Source organism: Liquorilactobacillus mali KCTC 3596 = DSM 20444, from assembly GCF_000260415.1.
In the GTDB taxonomy this organism is placed as follows: Bacteria; Bacillota; Bacilli; order Lactobacillales; family Lactobacillaceae; genus Liquorilactobacillus; species Liquorilactobacillus mali.
On sequence record NZ_BACP01000057.1, the window covers coordinates 57,949 to 73,343 of the forward strand.

At 36.0% G+C, this 15,395-nt stretch carries 14 protein-coding genes; 11 read left to right on the plus strand and 3 right to left on the minus strand.

Going from position 1 to position 15,395, the window contains the following annotated elements; all coding sequences use genetic code 11:
• Positions 1–145: 145 nt before the first annotated feature.
• The gene (locus tag GSM_RS09940) at positions 146–1,057 is read right to left on the minus strand and encodes an NAD(P)-dependent oxidoreductase (RefSeq protein WP_010078184.1); all 912 of its coding nucleotides are present in this window, start codon (positions 1,055–1,057) and stop codon (positions 146–148) included.
• A gap of 1 nt (position 1,058) precedes the next feature.
• The gene (locus tag GSM_RS09945; RefSeq protein WP_003691499.1) at positions 1,059–2,237 is read right to left on the minus strand and encodes a pyridoxal phosphate-dependent aminotransferase; all 1,179 of its coding nucleotides are present in this window, start codon (positions 2,235–2,237) and stop codon (positions 1,059–1,061) included.
• A gap of 226 nt (positions 2,238–2,463) precedes the next feature.
• Here GSM_RS09945 and pxpB point away from each other — a divergent pair, with 226 nt between their 5' ends.
• The 4 genes from pxpB (at position 2,464) to GSM_RS09965 (ending at position 5,129) form a co-directional block, all read left to right on the plus strand.
• Positions 2,464–3,189 carry a 5-oxoprolinase subunit PxpB gene (gene pxpB, locus GSM_RS09950; RefSeq protein WP_003691498.1) on the plus strand — a complete coding sequence of 242 codons (726 nt, stop codon included), beginning with the start codon at positions 2,464–2,466 and terminating at the stop codon, positions 3,187–3,189.
• 158 nt (positions 3,190–3,347) lie between these two features.
• Entirely contained in the window at positions 3,348–3,875 is a 528-nt protein-coding gene (gene queF / locus GSM_RS09955; protein ID WP_003691497.1) for a preQ(1) synthase, read from the plus strand.
• Positions 3,876–3,885: 10 nt separating this feature from the next.
• A complete protein-coding gene (gene queC / locus GSM_RS09960) occupies positions 3,886–4,587 on the plus strand; it encodes a 7-cyano-7-deazaguanine synthase QueC (protein ID WP_003691496.1) in 702 nt (233 codons plus the stop codon).
• A gap of 44 nt (positions 4,588–4,631) precedes the next feature.
• On the plus strand, positions 4,632–5,129 hold the full coding sequence (locus GSM_RS09965; RefSeq protein WP_003691495.1) for a QueT transporter family protein: 498 nt from the start codon (positions 4,632–4,634) through the stop codon (positions 5,127–5,129).
• A gap of 184 nt (positions 5,130–5,313) precedes the next feature.
• Here the strand turns inward: GSM_RS09965 and GSM_RS09970 are convergent, their stop codons facing one another.
• Positions 5,314–6,366: a tRNA dihydrouridine synthase gene (locus GSM_RS09970; protein WP_003691494.1), complete on the minus strand. Its 1,053-nt coding sequence runs from the start codon at positions 6,364–6,366 to the stop codon at positions 5,314–5,316.
• A gap of 242 nt (positions 6,367–6,608) precedes the next feature.
• On the opposite strand from GSM_RS09970, the gene GSM_RS09975 reads away from it, so the two are divergent.
• From GSM_RS09975 to GSM_RS10005, 7 genes are all read left to right on the plus strand, one after another.
• On the plus strand, positions 6,609–6,788 hold the full coding sequence (locus GSM_RS09975; protein WP_076621441.1) for a UTRA domain-containing protein: 180 nt from the start codon (positions 6,609–6,611) through the stop codon (positions 6,786–6,788).
• A 313-nt stretch (positions 6,789–7,101) separates the two neighbouring features.
• Complete coding sequence (locus GSM_RS09980; protein ID WP_010078185.1) at positions 7,102–8,853, plus strand: ABC transporter ATP-binding protein; 1,752 nt, start codon at positions 7,102–7,104, stop codon at positions 8,851–8,853.
• Positions 8,853–10,643, plus strand: a complete 1,791-nt coding sequence (locus GSM_RS09985) for an ABC transporter ATP-binding protein (RefSeq protein ID WP_003691488.1) — start codon at positions 8,853–8,855, stop codon at positions 10,641–10,643. Before GSM_RS09980 ends, GSM_RS09985 begins: the two co-directional genes overlap by 1 nt.
• Positions 10,644–10,994: 351 nt before the next feature.
• Positions 10,995–12,743, plus strand: coding sequence for a thiamine pyrophosphate-dependent enzyme (locus GSM_RS09990; protein WP_003691487.1), 1,749 nt, complete (start codon positions 10,995–10,997; stop codon positions 12,741–12,743).
• Positions 12,744–12,768: 25 nt separating this feature from the next.
• Positions 12,769–12,981, plus strand: a complete 213-nt coding sequence (locus tag GSM_RS09995) for a DUF4649 family protein (RefSeq protein WP_235720372.1) — start codon at positions 12,769–12,771, stop codon at positions 12,979–12,981.
• 302 nt (positions 12,982–13,283) lie between these two features.
• Positions 13,284–14,027, plus strand: a complete 744-nt coding sequence (locus GSM_RS10000; RefSeq protein WP_003691485.1) for a gamma-glutamyl-gamma-aminobutyrate hydrolase family protein — start codon at positions 13,284–13,286, stop codon at positions 14,025–14,027.
• 10 nt (positions 14,028–14,037) lie between these two features.
• Complete coding sequence (locus GSM_RS10005; RefSeq protein WP_003691484.1) at positions 14,038–15,393, plus strand: glutamine synthetase family protein; 1,356 nt, start codon at positions 14,038–14,040, stop codon at positions 15,391–15,393.
• The last annotated feature ends 2 nt before the right edge of the window (positions 15,394–15,395 follow it).

Below are 15,395 nucleotides of genomic sequence, written 5' to 3' on the forward strand. Positions count from 1 at the left end.
ATTATAACTTTTGAACTGGTTCCTTTATTTATTTCGGATAAACGTGGCCCAAAAATTAGAAATTATCCGTTTCAGATTACCGTGATGAAAAAGAATGCAATTTGCGTTTAGTACACAAAATTATTGATTTTTTTAGCAGCACTATCTAAAAATAACTTTGGATAGGCGGCTCTCCATTTTTGAAAAGAAGAATCTCTTTAGCGCATCTTAATGATGATTGTTGCAAGACTTCAAGTGAACTTGCACCAATATGCGGAGTAAGAATAAGATTCTTAAGTGTTTGAAATTCTTCAGAGGAATGAAATTCTCCAGAATCTAAAACATCTAATGCGGCGCCTGCAATTTTGTGTTCAGTTAAAGCAGAGTATAGAGAGTCACTATCGACTAATGCTCCGCGCGCTGTATTAATCAAAAAAGCGTTTGGTTTCATCTTATTGAAAAAACTCTTATCGATTATTCGATTGGTCCCAGGCGTTGCGGGAATATGCAGACTGATGATATCAGAATTTTTAGCAATTTCATCTAAACCAACTTGAGTCCCATATGTGAGTTGTTTTGGACGGTGATTGTATACCAAAAGATCGACTCCAAAAGGCCGCAAAACAAGGCTTAATTTTTGTGCAATCTTACCATAACCAATCAAACCAATTGTTTTACCTGCTAGTAGTTCACCGTCATAAAAGTTGTCCTTGCGATTAACCGGAATTTTTTTTAATAAATCAAGCATAAGCGTTAATGCTAATTCTGCAACTGACATTGCATTAAGTCCCGGTGTATAGGTTAACCTTATTTTATTTTTTTTAATATAATCAAGTGGTAAATTATCAATTCCCACCCCGTGGCGAGCAATTATTTTCAGATTTGGAAATGACTCTAACTCGGAAGGAGTAATTTTGGTTGCACGAATTATTATTGCTGTTACTTTAGCAGGCACAATTGATTCTAAACTTTCTGCAACTGACTTTGATTTAGGTAAGCAAAATACATCAAAGCCTTTTTCTTTAAGTAAAATAATACCATCATCGGCGATTGGGTCAACAACATAAACTAATTGCATGTCAAACATTCCTCTTTCTTAATTCAGTGACTCCCGCTGTCAAACGTTTCATTGCTTCAACAATAATCTTTTCATCAACAGCAAAGGAAAGTCGTACATAATTATCTCCATATTCTGAGAAGGAATTTCCTGGAACTACCGCTAATTTGTAATCATACAGCATCTTCTCAGCAAAGCTCCAAGAATCCATCCCAAATTCTGAGATGTCTAGGAAACAGTAAAATGCTCCAACAGGACGATTGAATTTTAAGTCGAGCTTGCTTAAATATGATACTAGTACATCACGACGATGCTCGAATAAAGCGGCCATTTTCTGTGTTTCAGGAAAGTCGGTTGTTAATGCCGTAATTGCAGCTTTTTGCGCCATTGAAGCAGGGCTTGCAACTGCGTATTGATGGACTTTTAATGCTTGTTCAACGATTGCAGCCGAAGTTGCAATGTAGCCTACACGCCAGCCGGTCATTGAACTGGATTTTGAAACGCCATTAACAATAATTGTACGTTCCTTCATGCCATCAATCGCAGCAATTGAAGGAGCGATGTCAATTCCGTCATAGACTAGCGTTGCATACATTTCATCAGTTAAGACGTACAAATCATGTTTAATAATAATTTTTGCCAGTGCTTCAAGTTCTTCAGTCGTCAGAATGGAACCAGTTGGATTATTAGGATAGTTTAAGACAACGAGTTTAGTTGCATCCGTAATGGAGTTCTCTAGTTGCTCTGGCGTTAATTTAAAATCAGAAGAACTTGTATCAACTAGGATGATCTTGCTTTGGGATAAGATACCAGACCCAAGATAACCAGGGAAGCAAGGTGCAGGTATGATGATTTCATCTTCGGGTTCCAGAATTGTTCTAAAACTTGTGTCGATTGCTTCGGAACCACCGACTGTTACGATGATTTCGTCTTTCGCAGAATAGTTTAGATGGTAATGGGCTGCAAGATACTCAGAAATGGTGGTTCGTAATTCAAGATCACCCGCATTAGGAGTGTATTTTGTGACATTTTCAGTAATCGCATTAATTCCACGAAGTTTTGTATTTGCTGGTGTAGGCAGGTCAATTTCACCAACTGTTAGTTTGATTGCACCGGGTACTTTGGCAACAAGTTCATTGAAGCGGCGAATGCCAGTTCTTTGAAGATTCTTTGTGACATTATTATTTAAAGCTTTGACCATTTGAAAAGACTCCTTTGAAATTAAATTATAATTAAATTAAAACAAATTATAACATTGTTATTTATATGACTATATAATTTTTGTCAAGATTATATTATATTTTGGAAAACTTAGAATAAATGCTTATATTTAAACGATTATAAAGTAGACAATCTTGAAAGTGTGTGTTTATCATTAATTATGGCAATTCTAATTATTATATAATTTTATAAGGAGAAAAATTTATATGATTGAATACGATTGTGTTCCGGTTGGTGAGCAAACAGTTCTTATCCACTTTGAAGAGAGAATTGATATTACCGAAAATTTAATAATTCATAAGCTGACAAAAATTATTAGTAATAAGATTCCTTATATTACTGCAGTAACACCTGCTTACAGTAGTATAATGGTAAATTTTGATGTTTTTAAGATTACTTTTAGAGAAATTGTTGAACAACTTAAAACTGTGATTAATAATTTCCACTTTTCTCAGGAAGATGTAAGAGCAAAAATTATTGAGGTTCCCGTCTGTTATGATCGTGAATTTGCAGTCGATATTGAAAAAATTGCATCTTTTGCACATATGAGTATTGCAAATCTAATTGAATTACATTCAAAAGTTAATTATTTTATTTATATGTTAGGCTTTATGCCCTATTATCCGTACCTTGGAACGACACCTGACAGAATCGGGATGCCAAGGCTGGAAAGCCCTCGAGCCAAGGTTCCTGCAGGAAGTATCGCTCTAGCTGGGAAACAAGCAGGTATATATCCGGTTGAATCACCTGGTGGTTGGCGAATAATAGGCAGGACACCGATTGAATTATATAATCCACGCAATCCTCGAACGAGGTATGAAGCGGGCGACTATCTTCACTTCTATCCTATTTCAAAAACAGACTTCTATCGAATTAAGGACTTGGATATTAAGGGCGGCTTCAAAATGAACGAGCACATGGAAAGTATATGATTAAATAAAATAATTTCTTTGTATTAGCATATTAAGATTCTTATATAAATATGCTATTTTTTGTTGTATATTATAATAGTTGGAATTTTTATTCACACTATAGCGGAGTATGGTACATCCTTAAAACCTCCGGAAAAAAACAAAAGGAGATAATATAAATGAATAAAACTACAAGTCCTTCAAGAATGCCTAGTGAAATGGAGGACATAACACAACTAGGAAAGCAGCACACATCATATCCCCAAGATTACACCCCTCAAGTCCTTGAGACTTTTATAAATAAACATCCTGAAAATGATTATCTTGTTACATTTGATGGCTATGAGTTCACAAGTCTTTGCCCTAAGACTGGACAGCCTGATTTTGCCAATGTTTTTATATCATATATTCCCACTGAAAAAATGGTCGAAAGCAAGAGCCTTAAATTATACTTATTTAGTTTTAGGAATCATGGAGATTTCCATGAAGACTGCATGAATATTATTTTGGATGATTTATACAAACTAATGAACCCTAAGTATATTGAAGTTTTTGGACTATTTACTCCTCGTGGAGGAATTTCAATATATCCCTTTGTAAATCGTGTAAATCCGGATTTTTCAAATAATGAGATCGAACAATTGGCTTTTCAAAGAAAGTTACAATTTTTAGGTAACATTCAAAATTACGGTCGTTCAATCAGATAGGAGTCAGTCTATGGGACAAGTTGTATTACTGTCAGGTGGGATGGACTCCGCTGTTTGTCTTGCACTGGCTGTTAAAAAGTATAATAAAGAAAATGTTATCGCATTAGCATTTGGTTATGGGCAAAAACATGCTAGTGAAATTCAAAATGCACGCAACGTTGCAAACTATTTTGGCGTGAAAATAGTGATCGCGAGTGTTGATACGCAAATCTTCCAAGGCTCTGATTCGACACTTTTGCAAGGTAATGGACCGATTGAGCATAAAAGTTATGGTGAAATTCTTAAAGAAAGTGGAGGGGGAACAGTTGATACATATGTTCCATTTAGAAATGGATTAATGTTGTCACAGGCTGCTGCGCTTGCATACAGTCAAGAGTTAGCGGAAGTTTCATATGGCGCCCACTCAGATGATGCTGCCGGAAGTGCATATCCAGATTGTTCACCTCTTTTTTTTGGAGCGATGGCCTCGGCTATCTCTGCTGGTACGGCTGGCAAAATTACTTTAATCGCACCGTTAATCGAAAATAATAAGGCGGGTGTGGTTAAACTTGGGACGGATCTAAATGTTCCATTTGAGTTGACTCGGTCTTGTTATGAGACTGATAGTGTATCATGTGGCAAATGCGGGACATGCCGAGATCGCATCAGAGCATTTAAAGAAAATGGTTTGAAAGATCCAATTGAATATGCTACTCAGATTGACTGGGAATAAAGTTAACTAGTTACAGACAAAAAATAAATGGATGGGTTAAATAAATGAGTGGAAATAAAATAAGATTTATGGTTATAAATGCTGCGTTGGCAGCAATTTATGTGGTTATTACTATGATGTTTTCAAGCTTTTCATTTGGAGCTATTCAAGTAAGAATTGCTACGGCATTATATCAACTAGTAGCATTTAATAAAAAATATTATTGGGGAATGGTTTTAGGTGTGGTTGTCGCCAATTTACTTATGAGCCCGTTCGGTTTGATTGATATTCCAGTCGGATTAGGAGTAACAGGTTTGGGACTAGCAATTGCAATTTTTATAAATAAGAGAATTAAAAATATCAATATTCGTTTGCTGGTTGTGGGGTTGTGTGTATCTTTAGGAATGATTTTTGTGGCACTTGAACTCTTTTATATTAGTAAAGCACCATTATTAATCACCTATGTTTATTTGATTTGTGGTCAACTAGTGGCGCAGGTTATTGGTGCAGTGATCTTCAAAATTATCAACAAGGCAATAAATTTGCGGGAAATAATGAATTGACAAGTAATGCATCAATGATTATTGAATTTTAAGTAATTTTAAGTTAGATGAATATGTGCTAACTTGCGAAATAGAATACTTTTGTATGTAATTAAATAAAGAGATTGGGTCAAATATAACTTTTGCGGCACACCCACAAAAGTTAAAAAGATCCAGTCTCTTTTGATGTTTATTTAAGATGTAACTAATTATTTAATGTTTGAAAACGTGGGTCTAACACATCTGTTCCTTGACGAACCTCTAAGTCATCAAGAAGTGCACGAACTTCATCCGTACTTTTGGCACTCATTAATTGTTCACGAAGTTGATGCGCATTTCGTAAACCGCGAACATAAATTTTAAAGAAGCGGCGTAAAGCAACAAATTTACGTGACTCGAAACGTGCATAGAAGTCATCAAAGAGATCAAGTTGAGTACGCAACAAGTTGAATGTTTCCGCAAGGGTATGTTGTTGCGGTGTAATTTCAAAACAAAATGGATTTGCGAACACTCCGCGACCAATCATGATTCCATCAATACCTGGGTGCTGTTTCGCAAGTTCGAGCCCCTCAACTGCATTACTGATATCACCATTAATCTGAATCAACGTTTGAGGTGCTATCTCATCGCGCATTGCAATAATTTTATCAATAAATTCATAATGTGCTGGTACTTTACTCATCTCTTGCCGAGTTCTAAGATGAACCGTTAAGACACGGATATCTTGTTTCAATAAAAATGGAATCCATTTTTCAAATTCTTTAGTATCACTAAAACCTAATCTAGTTTTTACGCTGATTGGCAAACCGCAAGTCTTTGCGGATGAAATAATTTCTTTTGCTTTATCAAAATGGCGAATCAAGTCACTGCCACCATTGTTTTTAACAACCGTTCCATCTGGGCAGCCCATATTCAAATCAATTGCACGATACCCAAGTTTTGTTACTTCTTGAACAGCTTTTGCAAAATCCTCCCCTTTATCTCCCCATAATTGAGCAACAGGAATTTGTTTTTCTGATGGGTCAATATATAAACGTCCCTGTACAGAAAATTTTGCTTGTGGATGAGTTACTGATCTAGCATGAGTAAACTCTGTATAGAATACGTCTGGTGGGCAGGCCTGAGCTACAACTCGCCGAAAAACAGTATCTGTTACGGCCTCCATAGGTGCAAGACTTATGAATGGTCGCTTATTTCCCTCATTATCAGTAGTATTAGCCACGATGTCTTTCCAAAAATCGGTGTTTTCTGTTGGCACTAAAAATACACTCCTCTATTTCTAATTTGACTAAAAAATTGCACTAACAAGCGTGTGATAATTGCTCACTAATTATGGAGATTATTAGACGATTTTGCAAGCATTTTGTTTAAAATACTAAATAACGTGGTGTATGTGGTGTAGCATGTTAAGTTATTTCATTTATTTTATAAAAGACTATACTTTTGTAAAAAAAGTATTGACATTTATATGCTTTAATAACACACAGGAATTAATGTTCTATCAAAGTATATTTCCCGGAAGAATATGATAAAAAATATTTGAATGCAAAAGAAACAGATCCAATGCTAGAATTCGAAGAAATCGTCTGGTTGAACAATGGTAAAAATATTGAGTATGCGACAAGTCGTAATCGTTATGACAAAAGAAGTTATACAGTTTTGGATGTGAACGATTTTTAAGATGTAAAAGAACCAAGTAATGAAGGTACATGTGAGGACTACCGTTTTCTTGTAGGGTAGTCCTTTTTTGTGATTATTTGAATTATGAAGTAATTAGGGAAAAGAGATGTGTAATATTGAACCATAATACCCCTAAAATTTAAGAGTAATTTGGATGAAAAAACTTGTTGAATATAATGATTGAGGGGTATTATTGATGTTATTGCAAAAAGAGACAGTTAATTTTGCCAAATTAATTATATAATTAATTCATTTGAAAACAGTCTTTATTCTTGATTTTAGTGTAATTTTTTAAAGGGGATGGATTAAGAAAATGGGGATTTTTCTGAAATTATCATGGTTTTTTAAGGAGCAAAAGAAATCTTATTTACTAGGAGTTTTATATTTATTACTAGTTGCCGTACTCAATATTATTCCACCAAGAATAATTGGTAGCGTGGTGGACAGTATTCAGCAACATCAACTAACAATTCAAAAATTGATTTTTTTCTTGACAGCTCTAACGCTGGTTGGAATTGGGCAGTACTTGTTCAGGTATTTTTGGAGGAGCTACATTTGGGGGAGTGCGGCGTTGCTAGAAAAAACGATTCGAACGAGATTAGTAACTCATTTTGCAGCAATGGATGAGACATTCTATCAAAAATATAGAATCGGTGATCTAATGGCTCACGCTACAAATGATATCACAGCTGTTCAGCAAGTCGCAGGTGTGGGAATTTTGACATTTGCAGATTCAATAATTACCGGTATCTCAACAATTATTGCAATGATGTTTTTCGTTAATTGGCGCTTAACTCTAATAGCAATTATTCCATTGCCCTTACTAGCGGTACTATCGCGAATTCTAGGTAACATAATTCACAGTGCTTATGATAAAGCGCAGTCAGAGTTTTCAACTATTAACAATAAAACACAGGAAAGTATTCTAGGAATAAAAGTAATAAAAGCACTTGGACAAGAACAAGAAGATATTAATGATTTTGGTGCTCATGTGGATGAAGTGATCAGGGCCAATCGCCGAGCAAATTTTTTGGATTCATTATTTGATCCTGTGACAAGTTTAATAATTGGGTTGGCATATGTTGCAACAATAGTACTTGGTGGATATTTTGTAATTAATAATACTATCTCGATTGGACAGTTAATTTCATTTATTTCCTATATTGGGATCCTAATATGGCCAATGTTCGCAATTGGCCGTTTATTTAATATTATTGAGTTGGGTAGTGCAAGTTATGACAGAATTCAATTATTACTCTCTGAAAGAAGTAAGATTACGGAAGCTTTTAATCCTGTGACAAAAGCACCCCAGGGAAATGTGAATTATGAGATTGGCAAATTTAAATATCCTGATTCGGACGAGATAGCACTCCAACAAATTAAATTTAAAATAAAAAATGGGCAGACTCTTGGAATTGTCGGGAAAACTGGGGCCGGAAAATCAACAATTTTGAAACTTCTTTTACGCCAATTTGACAGTTATGATGGAAGTATCAAGGTAGATAACGTAGATATTAGAGACTACAAGTTAGATGTTTATTTACCTTCAATTGGATATGTACCGCAAAATAGTATTCTTTTTTCTACAACTATTTTTGAGAATATTAGATTTGCAAAACCGAATGCAAGTACTGCGGAAGTTGAAAATGCAGCTTTCATTGCTGATCTGCATGATGACATCCTGAAATTGCCAGATGGATATCAAACACAAGTTGGAGAACAGGGGATTTCTCTTTCAGGAGGTCAAAAGCAGCGACTAGCAATCGCAAGAGCCTTGATACTAAATCCAGAAATATTAATTCTGGATGATTCATTATCTGCAGTCGATGCCAAGACCGAGAATCATATTCTTAGAAGAGTGAAGAGACTTCGCGCGGACAAGACGACCATAATAGTCGCCAGCCGCTTGAGCAGTGTAATGAGTGCGCAAGAGATAATAGTAATTAAGGATGGTAGAATTGCGCAGCGCGGAACGCATAAAAGTTTGATTAATGAGAAGGGTTGGTATGAGCAGACTTATGAGATGCAGCAGTTAGAACAGCAAATGGAAGGAGGAGATAAGTAGTGGAGAAAAAATCTGCATGGGCAAAGACCATGAGTTTGAAGGAACAATTCACAGTTTTGAAAAGGTTGTTGCCGTTTGCTATTGAATTCAAATGGCAATTTATTACCGCCATAGCCTTTGCCGCAATTTTGAGTGTAGTTAATATACTGTTGCCAAAGTTATTGCAATACTACATGGATCATTTTCTTACCAATAAGAATGCGACCTTAAATATCATGCTCTTTTTTGCTGGGCTTTATTTTTTAGGCACCATTATCAAGGCATTTACACAGTTTGTCCAAAACTTCTGCTATTCTATGGGTTCAGAACGTACACTTGAATTGATTAGGACCAAGCTATTTGCAAAACTGCATCGCTTAGGTATGCATTATTTTGATCAGGTACCTGCCGGTTCAATAGTGTCTAGAGTCACCAATGATACCAAAACACTATTTGATTTTTGGATGCTCTTTTTAACTTTGATTGTGACTTTCTTTTCAAGTGTTTCTGCTTTTATAGCTATGTATTTTACAAATATGAAGTTAGCACTAATAATTTTGTTATTTTTACCAATCGTTATTGTAGTAATTATATATTATCAATTATATAGCTCAAAAATTTATCGTCAGATGAGAGAGTATCTGAGTGAAATCAATGCAAAGTTGAGTGAAAATCTGTTAGGAATGAGCATTATTCAGCAATTTAGGCAAGAAAACAGAATTTTAAGAGAGTTCGAAGAAACAAATGGAGATTATCTCAAGATGAGGTTGGCAATGATCAAAGTGAACTCATTATTACTCAATCCGGTTATAACACTCTTATTCATCTTATCTGAAGTGATTGCATTAGGGGTCTTTGGAATAAGTGGAACGACGAGTTTCGTACAGGCGGGTGTAATATATGCATTCTTGTCCTATCTTCAAAGCTTTTTTAACCCAATGTCTGATGTAATGAACTCGTTGACTGTTTTTCAAGATGGGATGGTAGCAGGAAGCCGCATTTTGCGAATTATGGACGATCAAACTTTAGCACCAGTTCAGGATGAGAACTCAGACAGTCAAATTACAAAAGGAAGAATTGAGTTTAAAAATGTTACATTTGCTTATGAACGAGGCAAAGATGTCCTGAAAGATATCAGCTTTACAGTCGAATCTGGACAAACAATTGCGTTGGTTGGACATACTGGCAGCGGTAAAAGTTCCACAATTAATATTTTAATGAGATTCTATGAATTCGCTAAGGGCAAAGTTGAGATTGATGGAACAGACATCAGAGAATTCAGTACAAAAGAGTTACGGCGAAAGATTGGTTTGGTATTACAAGATTCATTTCTATTTTATGGGGATATTGCATCAAATATCAGGATGTTTGACCAAAACGTTTCGGATGCACAGATTAAAAAAGCAGCAGAATTTGTCCATGCTGACCAGTTCATAGAAAAATTACCGAAAAAGTATCATGCAAAAGTAATAGAACGCGGCGCAACATATTCAGCGGGTGAAAAGCAATTATTGTCCTTTGCGAGGACAATTGTGAGAAATCCCAAGATTTTGATATTAGACGAAGCAACCGCTAATATTGATACGCAAACAGAATTATTAATTCAAGAAGGGCTTAAACAGATGAGAGCTGGCAGAACAACAATTGTGATTGCCCACAGGCTATCAACAATTCGTGATGCGGATCAGATTTTAGTTCTGGATGATGGAAGAATTACTGAAAGAGGAACGCATGATGAACTTTTGGCAAAACATGGTAAATACTATGAGATGTATCAGCTGCAGACAACACAAAAGTTATTAAATGACTAATTTGTGATGAGAGAGAACAAAAAAAGTAACATTTTTTAAAAGAAACTATTTTATGTAGAGTGTAATGAAAGTTATTAGTGTTTGATTACTAGTATAGAATTACGAGCATAACGTTTTCTTTGTCATAACAATTTAAAACTGAACGGAAATTTTGAGTTGCTTTGAGTTGGAAAGTACAGTCATAAAGAGCGATGAAGGACTATATTAAAATTAAATTTTTGATATAGTTCTTTTTATAATTACACAAAAAATAGACTTACTATTGCAAAGCACTCATAAAGGTGTTAAAGTGAAACCTGTAATAAAAAAAGTAACAATAAAAACGCAAATATGTATTTGGGGGAAATTATTATGGCAAAAATAACAGCCGGACAGGCACTAGCAAAAGTATTGATTGATTGGGATATCGATCACATTTATGGTATTACCGCAGATTCGATCAATAATACAGTTGATGGTTTTTATAAAGAAAAAGCCAAAATAAATTATATTCAAGTCAGACATGAAGAAGTAGGGGCACTAGCAGCTGCGGCTGATGCTAAGCTAACTGGAAAAATAGGTGTTAGCTTTGGGTCTGCTGGGCCCGGTGCAGTTCATTTATTGAATGGCTTGTATGATGCAAAGATGGATCGTGTTCCTACATTGGCAATTGTCGGTCAATCCGCAACAGGAGTTATGAATACAAACTTTTTCCAGGAAATGAATCAAGATCCAATGTTTGTGGATGTTGCAGAATTTCATAAGCAGGTTGTTAGCGCGGAACAGATTCCATATGTTGTTGATGAAGCCATTCGCTCAGCATACGCGACAAAATCTGTTTCTGTCGTGATTATTCCTGATGATTTATCAGGACAAAAAATTGAATTTAATGGATTCAAGACGAAACCATTGAAGGTAACTACAACCCAAGTAGTTCCAAAGCAAGCAGATGTTACAACTGTATTGGATGCTCTAAAAGAAGCAAAAAATCCAATTTTGTGGATCGGCAAAGGAGCTTATGGAGCACGCAAAGAAGTAGTCGCAGTTTCAGAAAAATTCGGTTTGCCAGTCTTATCCACTGCCCCAGCGACAGGAGTAATGCCTACAAGCCACAAAAATTTCATGGGATCATGGGGGCGTTTAGGCACAAAACCGGCCTTTGAAGCAGGATTAATGAGTGACCTAGTACTTTTTGTTGGGACTAACTTCCCATTTGTAAGATATTTGCCAGAAACGATAAAGTTTATTCAAGTAAACAACAATTTAGCTGATTTGGGAAAACAAAGAGATGCAGATATCACAGTTTTGGCAGATTCTAAATTATTTTTAGCAGAATTACTGAAAGCAGATTTTTCAGTTAAAGAACGAACGTTTCTCAAGGCCTCACAAATTAATAAGCAAAATTGGGATAACTGGTTAGACGAGCTTGCTTCTGATGACAAAGCAGGTTTGAGTGCAGAAGGTGTAATGCGTGCGATTAAAGAAAACTCGCGTAATAATGCAGTCTTTGGACTCGATGTTGGTAATAATACCGAATGGGCAATTCGCCAGTTACCATTTGACAAGCAGCAAAGATTCTCAATGTCGGCATGGTACGGCACAATGGGTTTTGGTTTGCCGGCTGGTCTAGCAGGTAAACTCAGCTACCCGAATCGTGAAGTTTGGACAATTTCGGGAGATGGTGGATACGCAATGGTAATGCCTGATTTACTAACAGAAGTTAAATATAACTTGCCAGTTATCAATGTAATACTTGAAAATAAAGCATTTGGATTTATTCAGCACGAAAAATTGATGGCAAAGCAAGCACTTTATGGGATTGATTTGTTAGGAGCAGATTGGGCACACATGGCTGAGGATATGGGGGCAATTGGCTTTACAGTAAAGAATCTTGGCGAGTTGAACAGCGCTATGAAGAAAATTAGTGAGTTACAAGCAAGTGGCAATACTAAGCCTATTGTAGTTGATACCAAAATTAAGAATGTAGATCCAATTGATACAAGCTTTGTAACAGTTGATGAAAATATTTTTGGTAAGGATACAGTCGAAGGATACAGAAAACAATATAATATTAGTGAAGGATTGCAGCCAGCTCTATCAACTATTTTGAATCAAATCTAAAATAGATCATTAAAAAGAGGCGATTGTGTTGTTAATTATTCAATATTTTAATCAAGGAATTAAAGAAGAAATTAAGTATAGCTCAGAGAATCAGTTTGTTGCCCGTCAACAACTTGAGGTTCCTGATTTACAAGATTATTATCGAATTGCTAAGGTAACTCTTAATGGAAAGCCTGTAACCGATTTTAAGGGCACAACGATTATTGATTTATTTAATCACTATAATATACTTGGCTGATTTATTGCGGGTTAAAATAAAAGCGTACAAGTTTTTTTGAAATCTGGACATTAATCAGCCCAGCAGAACATATTTATCTGGAATTACTAAATGGAGTTGGATCAAAAGTTAAATTTTGATTCAGCTCCATTATTTTGATCTCCCAAAAACTTGTTGCATAAGTCAAAATTTTTTTGTTTCGCTCTTTTAGGCAAAAACAGCCTGTTTATGCAGTCATGCTAATAATTGATAGTTGTAATTAAGTTAATTTATTACTATGATATGATAAGTAACGCTCACTTATAGAAAGGATGATACCACTTATGAAACCAATTATTGGAATGCCCAGCGATCAATTAATTGAAACAAACCCACGAATGCCTGGAGATTATTTGGCATATGCTCCACATGATGTAAAGGAAGCAATTTATGCGGCAGGTGGTATCCCAATCATCTTGCCATTTCCTGAAAAGTTTGACGATGTTGAAGACTCAATTCAAGATATAGTTGCAATGATTGATGGGCTAATGCTTCCGGGTGGACCAGATGTTGATCCATTGTTTTATGGTGAAGAACCTATTCCAGAAATTGGAATGACTATTGGAATAGAGGACAAATTTGAAATTGCATTAATAAAAGAGGCAATAAGAGTTGGGAAACCAATATTGGGAATTTGCCGTGGAATTCAGGTTTTAAACGTTGCTCTGGGAGGAACGCTTTATCAGGATTTAGAAGCACAAAATCCCAATGTGAAAATCCAACATGCTCAAGCAACCTTAGGTCATTTCAAAACACATCATGTTAAAATTGAGGAAAATTCGCGACTAAGTAGCTTATTAGGGGATAATTCTTTGGTTAATTCAAGACATCATCAAGCAATCAAACAAGTTGCAGAAGGCTTGACGGTAGCTGCAATATCTCCTGATGGGATAGTTGAGGCAGTTGAATCAGAAAATAGTAATCAGATTCTTGCCGTCCAGTGGCATCCAGAGAACTTGTGGCAAAATGATAAAGAACAATTCAAGTTGTTCACAGACTTTGTAGAGCGGTCAGTCATCAAAAAATAGAGGCAAGAATATGCTAGAAGAAAATATTAAAAATATAATCGATCGTTTAGATGAACAGGGAATTGAGCTTCTAGAATTTATTTATGTAGATTATACCGGCATTCCTCGTGGAAAGACGATGTTTTTTTCTGAAGTGGGGAATCATTTGAGTGCTGGCATGGGAATTACAAAGGCAATGCCAGCTTCGACAATGCGTGATGAAATTGTTTCTGTTGCTGGCATGAATGCAGTTGGAGAATATCGACTAGTTCCAGATTTGAAGTCACTTCGGACATTGCCATATGCGCCAACTGTTGCGACAATGATGTGCGATTACAGGGATCAAGACAATCAAAAAATGGAATTTGATCCACGTGTTTCCTTACAAGCAGTTGTTGCCGAATATAAAGAGCTTGGTTTTGAGATAAAAATGACATACGAAAGTGAATTTACCTTGTATCAAAGAAAGCCAGATAATTCGTTGGAGCCTTACAACCCTAAGATTTGTTTTGCAGCTGAAGCAATGGACAATGCGTATCATTTTCTGCCAAAACTTATTAAAAACCTGCGCGAAATTGGAATAAATCCGGTTGAGTATTATCCAGAGGCGGGGGCAGGGCAGCATGAGTTGCCGATTGCTCCAACCGATCCGCTCACTGCTGGCGATAATGAGATCAGATTAAAAAGAGTTATAAAAGAATTTTTTGCAGCCACTGAATTGTATGCAACATTTGCTCCCAAGCCGAATTTGAATTCAGCTTCTAATGGTGCTCATATTCATATGTCACTATGGAAGGATGGGACGAATGTCCTTTATGATAAGGATGATCAATTGGAATTAAGTCAAGTTGGTTATTATTTTGTTGCCGGGCTATTACGACACATTAATGCGCTGCTTGCGCTCACTTGTCCAACAGTTAATTCTTATCAAAGATTGCAGCCGGGTCACTGGAGTTCTGCTTATGCAACATTTGGTAAAGACAATAGAGAAGCAGCAATTAGAATTCCGTCAACTTTTAGGGGCGACAGGTCCAATTCAATGAATATTGAACTAAAAGCAAGTGATGCAACTGCTAATCCTTATATGGCACTTGCTGGGATTCTGAGCGCAGGCTTAGATGGAATTAAGAATAAAAACACACCTTTGACACCGATTGATGTGGTTCCAGAAACATTGACAGAAGATGAAAGAAAAGAAAAGAAAATCAGTCGTTTGCCGCAGTCTTTAAGTGAGGCACTTGCTGCGCTAAAAGAAGATTCCGTATTGCTCAAAACTTTCTCAAATGTTGGGATTGAAACATATGCCAAAGTCAAAGAGACTGATATTGCTTATTTTGAAGGAAAGACTGCTGCAGAAATAGCAGCAGCACATCGTGATGTATATTAGGA